Source organism: Archangium violaceum Cb vi76, assembly GCF_000733295.1.
Lineage (GTDB): Bacteria > Myxococcota > Myxococcia > Myxococcales > Myxococcaceae > Archangium > Archangium violaceum.
Map to the genome: position 1 here is coordinate 54,708 of NZ_JPMI01000276.1, position 6,827 is coordinate 61,534.

Consider the following 6,827-nt stretch of genomic DNA (forward strand, 5'->3'; position numbering starts at 1 on the left):
TCGTTCGCAGCAGTGGGCCACGACCCAGGTCGAACGGACGGAGGGCCTCCTCCTCCGCCTCGCGCCTCGCCGCGGCCTGACGATCCGCCTCTGACACCTCCTGGAGATCCACCCACTCCAGCGTCGAGCGCACCTCGGGCGAGATGACCTGCACCGCAGTTGCACCCTTCTGGCGGAACGTCGTGCGCAGCGACTCGTGCCGGCGCACCAACTCCTCGAAGCTCCGCTCCAGCGCCCGCACGTCCAGCATCCCCGTCACCCGCACGGGCACCCAGAGGTTGTAGGACGTGTTCCCCGGCGCGAGCTGCTCCAGGAACCACAATCGCTGCTGCGAGAAGGACAGCGGCAGCGCCCTCTCCCTCAAGCCGCGCTTCAGCAGCGGCGCTTCGGCGTTGCCCGAGGTGGCGGCCATCCGCGACAGACGCTCGGCCAGCACCTGCACCGTGGGCGCCTCGAAGACGTTCCGCAGAGGCAGTTCCACACGGAACGCGTCACGTACCCGTGCGACGAGCTGCATGGCCAGCAGCGAGTGCCCACCCGCCTCGAAGAAGTTGTCGTGCAGGCCCACCCGCTCCCGGCGCAGCACTTCCGCCCAGAGGCCCGCCAGCTTCCGCTCCGTCTCCGTGCGCGGCGCCACGTACTCCTCGGGCCGTGTACTTCCAGCCTGCTCCGGCGCGGGCAGTGCCTTGCGGTCCACCTTCCCATTGGGCAGCAGCGGCACCTGCGCCAACACCACCACCGCCTGCGGCACCAGGTATGCCGGCATCTTCCGCGCCAGCGATGCGCGCACTTCGGCGCTCTCCAGCGCCTGACCCGGACGCGCCACCACGTACGCCACCAGCCGCTTGTCTCCGGGCACGTCCTCTCGCACCACCACCAGGGCTTCCCTCACTCCCGGGTGCCCCAACAGCCCCGCCTCCACTTCGCCCAGCTCGATGCGGTGGCCCCGCACCTTCACCTGCTCGTCCCCTCGGCCCAGGTACTCCAGCCTCCCGTCCTTCCTCCACCTCGCCCTGTCTCCCGTCCGGTACAGCCTCTCTCCGTTGCCGAACGGGCTCGGTACGAAGCGCTCCGCCGTCAGCTCCGCTCGGCCCAGGTAGCCTCGCGCCAGGCCCTCTCCTCCCACGTACAGCTCTCCCACCACACCCTCCGGCACCGGCTCCAGCTCCCCATCCAGCACGTACACCCGCACGTTCTTCAGTGGCCCGCCGATGGCCACTTCCCTTCCCGCCTCCTCGGGCGCGGACGTCGTCAGTTCCACCGACGTCGCCACCGCTGTCACCTCCGTCAGGCCGTACGTGTTGAGCAACGGCACCGCGCTGCCCACTCGCTTCCTCCACTGCGCCACGCGCTCGGGCACCACTCGCTCGCCACCAATCACCACCCACTTCAGCCCCGCTGGCAGCTTCCCCTGTCCCGCTTCCAGGCTCGCCACCACCTCGTGCCAGAACGCCGTCGGCAGGTTCAGCTGCGTCACTCCCGCCGCCTCGCACCGGGCCAGGAAGGCCTCCGGCACGTCCAGCATCTCCGGCGTCCTCAACACCAGCGTCCCGCCCCGCGTCAAACACGGGTAGAGTTCCTCCGCGCTCGTGTCCCAGCTCACCGAGGCGAACTGCAGCACCTTGTCTCCCGGCTCCACCGGGAACGCGCTCCACGCCGCTCGCGTGAAATTCACCAGCGAGCGGTGCTGCACCACCACTCCCTTCGGCTTGCCTGTCGACCCCGACGTGTACAGCACGTACGCCGCTGCTTCCGCCGGCACCTCCACCTTCAGCTCAGCCGCTCCCGCCACCGGCAGCGATGCCTCGTCCACGTCCAGCCACACCCGTCCCGCTGCTTCTCCCAGCTTCTCCCTCAGCGCCGCGCGAGACACCACCACCCGCGCTCCGCTGTCCTCCAGCATGAAGTGCAGCCGCTCCACCGGGTACTCCGCATCCAGCGGCACGTAGGCGCCTCCCGCCTTCAGCACGCCCAGCAGCGCCACCACCATTTCCACCGAGCGCTCCACGCACACGCCCACCCTCGTCTCCAACTCCACCCCACTCGCCCTCAACTGGCGCGCCAGCTGCGCCGCCCGCGCGTCCAACTCCCGGTACGTCACCGTGCGGCTTCCCTCCATCACCGCCAGCGCGTCCGGCGTCCTCTCCACCTGCGCCTCGAACAGCGCGTGGACACACGTCTCCCGTGAGAGCGCCTCGCTCGCTCCGTTCCACTCCACCAACAGCTTGGTGCGCTCGGCCTCCTTCAGCAGCGGCAGCGCCTCCACCGCCCTGTCCGGCGCCTCCACCGCCGCCTCGAGCAGCACCTGCAACTGCTCCAGCATCCGCTCGATGCGCTCCGCGTCGAACAGCTCCGCGTTGTAGATCGCCCCCAGCGTGACGCCGTGCGAGAGCTTCGCCATCATCACCGTCAGGTCCAGCTCGGTGCTCGCCTGCTCCGCCTCGAGCATCTTCACCCCGAGCCCCGGCACCTGCGCGACCTCTGGCAGCGCCTCCACCTGCCCGACGAGCACCTGGAACAACGGTGCCCGCGTCAGATCCCGCTGCACGCCGAGCGCCTTCAGCAACGGCTCGAAGGGCACGTGTGGATGCGCGAAAGCATCCAGCATCCCCTTCTTCGCCCGCTTCAGCAGCTCGCGGAAGCCCGGCCGTCCAGACAGCTCCGCCCGCAGCACCAGCGGCTCGAAGAAGAGGCCGAACACGCCCTCCGTCTCCACCCGGTTGCGGTTGGCGAACGGCATGCCGAGCAGCAGATCCTTCTGTCCGCTGTAGCGCGACAGCAGCACCTGCACGCCAGCCATCAGCGCCATGAAGAGCGTGGCGCCCTCGGCGCGCGCCAGCGTCTCCAACCGCTCCACCAGCCGCGCGGGCAGCACCACCATCCGCTGCTCCGCCCGCCCCGAGCCCGCCATGCGCCTCGGCCGATCCGCCGGCAGCTCCAGCACGTGCGGCGCGCCCTTCAGCTGCTCGCGCCACCAGGCGAGCTGCGACTCCAGCACCTCGCCTCGCAGCCACTCCCGCTGCCACACCGCGTAGTCCCCGTAGCCCAGGGGCAGCTCCGGCAACGGCGACGGTCTCCCGTGCGTGAAGGCCGCGTACAGCGCCATCACCTCGCGCGCCAGCACCCCCATGGACCAACCGTCCGACAGGATGTGGTGCACCACGAGCAGCAGCACGTGCCGCTCGGGGTCCAACTTCAGCAGCACCGCTCGCACCAACGCCCCCACCGCCAGCTCGAACGGCTTGCGCATCTCCTCCTGGATGCGCTGGCGCACCACCGCCTCGCGCCCGAACTCCGGCTCCGCCTCCAGGCTCTCCACCACCAGCGGCAGCTCGGCCGACTCCTCGATGAGCTGGATGGGCGTTCCGCCGTTCTCCACGAAGCGCGTCCGCAGTGCGTCGTGACGGCGCGTCACCTCACGCAGGCTCCGCTCCAGGGCCGCCATGTCCACGCGCCCCGTCAGCTCCACCGCCAGCGCCATGTGGTAGGCGGCGCTGTTTCCCTCGAGCTGATCCAACAGCCACAACCGCTCCTGGGCGAACGACAACGGCAGCGCGCGCTCGCGAGACACCCGCTTCAACGGCGGCACCTGCGCGGCCCCCGCCGCGGAGGCCAGGGCCCGGCCCACCCGCTCGGCCAGCCCCGCCACCGTCGGTGCCTCGAACACCTCGCGCAGCGGCAGCTCCACCTGCAGCGCGCTCCGCAGCCGCGCCACCAACTGCATCGCCAGCAGCGAGTGGCCACCGAGCGCGAAGAAGCTCTCGTCCACGCCCACCCGCTGGACCTGGAGCAGCTCGCTCCACAGACCCGCGAGCAGCTCCTCCATCGGCGTGCGCGGAGCCACCCACCGCTCCGAGGCCCGCTCGATCACCGGCGCCGGCAGCGCCTTCCGGTCCACCTTGCCGCTCGGCAGCAGCGGCAGCGCCTCCATGGCCACGAAGGCCGAGGGCACCATGTACTCGGGCAACTCGCGAGCCAGCAGCGCCCGCACGCCCGCCACGTCCACCTGATGGCCCGTGCCCGGCGTCAGGTACGCCACCAGGCGCTTCTCTCCCGTCCCCACCTCGCGCACCACCGCCACGGCCTCGCGCACCGTCTCGTGCCGGCGCGCCACGGCCTCCAGCTCGCCCAGTTCGATGCGGAAGCCGCGCAGCTTCACCTGGAAGTCGGCACGGCCCAGGTATTCGATCTCCCCGTCCCGCCGCCACAGCGCCACGTCGCCCGTCCGGTACAGCCGCTCCCCGTCGCCGAAGGGGCTCGGCACGAAGCGCTCCGCCGTCAGCTCCGACCGGCCCAGGTAGCCACGGCCCAGACCCACGCCGCCGATGTACAGCTCGCCCTGCACGCCCACGGGCACCGGCTCCAGGCGCCCGTCCAGCACGTACAGCTTCAGGTTGCCGATCGGCTTGCCGATGGGCACCGAGGCCGCCTCCCAGCCCGGGGTGCACGCGAAGTACGTCACGTCCACCGCGGCTTCCGTGGGCCCGTAGAGGTTGTGCAGCTCCGCCCACGGCAGCTTCTGCTGGAAGCGCTTCACCAGCGCACCCGGGAGGGCCTCGCCGCTGCTGAACACCTTCCTCATGCAGCCGCAGCCGTCCAGCGTCTCCTCGAGGAACACCTCCATCATCGACGGCACGAAGTGCAGCGCCGTCACGCCCTCGTCCTGGATGAGCTTCGCCAGGTACGTGCCGTCCCGGTGTCCGCCCGGACGGGCCACCACCAGCCGCGCGCCCACCATCAGCGGCCAGAAGAACTCCCACACCGACACGTCGAAGCTGAAGGGTGTCTTCTGAAGCACCACGTCCCCGGGCCCGAGCCCGTACGCGCGCTGCATCCACTCCAGCCGGTTCACCATGCCGCGCTGGGTGTTCATCGCCCCCTTGGGCCTGCCCGTGGAGCCCGACGTGAAGATGACGTACGCCAGCCCGTCCCCCGCCACGTCCACCCCGGGATCATCCTCGCGCTCCCCGAGCGCCTCCCACCGTCCGTCCAGCACCACCGTCGTGCCGCCCGGCTCCGGCAACCGTGCCTCCACCGGCCGGTGCACCAGCACCACCGGGCAACGCGCGTCCTCCACCATGAAGCGCAGCCGCTCCTCCGGGTACTCCGGATCCAGCGGCACGTAGGCGCCTCCGGCCTTCAGCACGCCCAGCAGCGCCACCACCATCTCCACCGAGCGCTCCGCGCACACGCCCACCCGCACCTCGGGCCCCACCCCAAGCCCACGCAGGTGGTGCGCGAGCCGGTTGGCCCGCCGGTTCAGCTCCGCGTAGGTGAGCCGCGTGTCCTCGAAGCTCAGCGCCACCGCGTCCGGCGTCCGCCGCACCTGCTCCTCGAAGAGCCGCGCGTACGGCAGCGCGGGCACGCCCTCCATCCTCGGCCCGCTCCACTCCTCCACCAGCCGCCGCCGCTCTTCCGAGCCCAGCAGCTCCAACGCTCCGATTCCGCGCTCGGGTGCCTCCAGCGCACCTTCCAGCAACCGGCCCAGGTGCTCCACCAGCCCGGCCGCCGTCTCCGCCTCGAAGAGGGCGGTGGCGTACTCCAGGCTTCCCTCGAAGCCCTCGGGCGTCTCCACCAGCGACAGCTTGAGATCGAACTGCGCGCTCCCCGCCTCCACCTCGAAGGCCCGGAACTGCGCGCCACCGACCCGGAGCTCGGGGAACGGCGCGTTCTGCAGCACGAACATCACCTGGAAGAGCGGGCCGCGGCTCTGATCCCGCTCCGGTTGCAGCGCCTCCACCACACGCTCGAAGGGCACGTCCTGGTGCGCGTACGCCCCGAGGGCCGCTTCCTTCACCCGCGCCACCAGCTCGCGGAAGGACACCGTGCCCGAGAGCTTCGCCCGCATCACCAGCGTGTTGACGAAGAAGCCGATCAGCCCCTCCAGGTCCGCGCGGTTGCGCCCGGCCACGGGCGTGCCCACGGACACGTCCTCCTGCCCCGAGTAGCGGTGCAGCACCGCCTGGAAGGCCGCGAGCAGCACCATGAAGGGCGTGGCGCCCTCGGCCCGGGCGAACGTCTTCACCTTCTCCGCCAGGGCCCTCGGCAACCGGAGCCGGGAGACAGCACCCTCGTAGCGCTGCACCGCCGGGCGAGGCTTGTCCGTGGGCAGTTCCAGCGCCCGCGGAGCACCCGCGAGCTGCTTGCGCCAGTACGCGAGCTGCTCCTCCAGCACCGCGCCCTCGAGCTGGCGCCGCTGCCAGGCGGCGAAGTCCGCGTACTGCAACGGCAGCTCGGGCAGCGGCGAGGGCCGGCCCTCGGTGAAGGCCCCGTAGAGCGTCACCAGCTCGCGCACCAGCACGCCCAGCGACCACCCGTCCGAGACGACGTGGTGCATCACCACCACCAGGACGTGCTCGCGCTCGCCGAGCCGCAGCAGCAGCCCGCGCATCAGCGGGCCGCGCGTGAGCTCGAAGGGCCGCTGCACTTCCTCACTGGCGCGCCGCCGGGCCTGCTCCTCGCGGGCCGGCCCGGGCACGTCCAACAGGTCCACCACCGGCAGCGGGAAGGGCGCCACGGGCCCCACCACCTGCGAGGGCCCCGTCGGACCGGTGCGGAACGTCGTGCGCAGCACCTCGTGCCGGCGCACCAGCTCGCTGAAGCCTCGCTCCAGCGCGCCCACGTCCAGCTCGCCCGAGATGCGCACCGAGAGCGGGATGTTGTAGGCCTTGAGCCCTGGAGAGAGCTGCTCCAGGAACCACAGCCGTTGCTGGGAGAACGACAGGGGCAGCGCGGGCCGGCTCGTCTTCTCCAGCCTCTTGGCCAGCAGCGCGAGCTTCTCCTCACGAGAGAGCGTGGGCTTCTTCTCCGTCTCGTTCGCCATGGGC

General features: G+C 71.3%; 1 protein-coding gene (only partly in view). It reads right to left on the reverse strand.

All coding sequences use genetic code 11. The annotated features are described in order from the left end of the window. On the reverse strand, positions 1 to 6,823 hold the 5' portion of the coding sequence (locus Q664_RS38025) for a non-ribosomal peptide synthetase (RefSeq protein ID WP_043407562.1). The gene continues 25,754 nt to the left of window position 1, outside the view; only the first 6,823 of its 32,577 coding nucleotides appear in the window; the start codon lies at positions 6,821 to 6,823; the stop codon falls past the left edge of the window. Positions 6,824 to 6,827 lie beyond the last annotated feature (4 nt).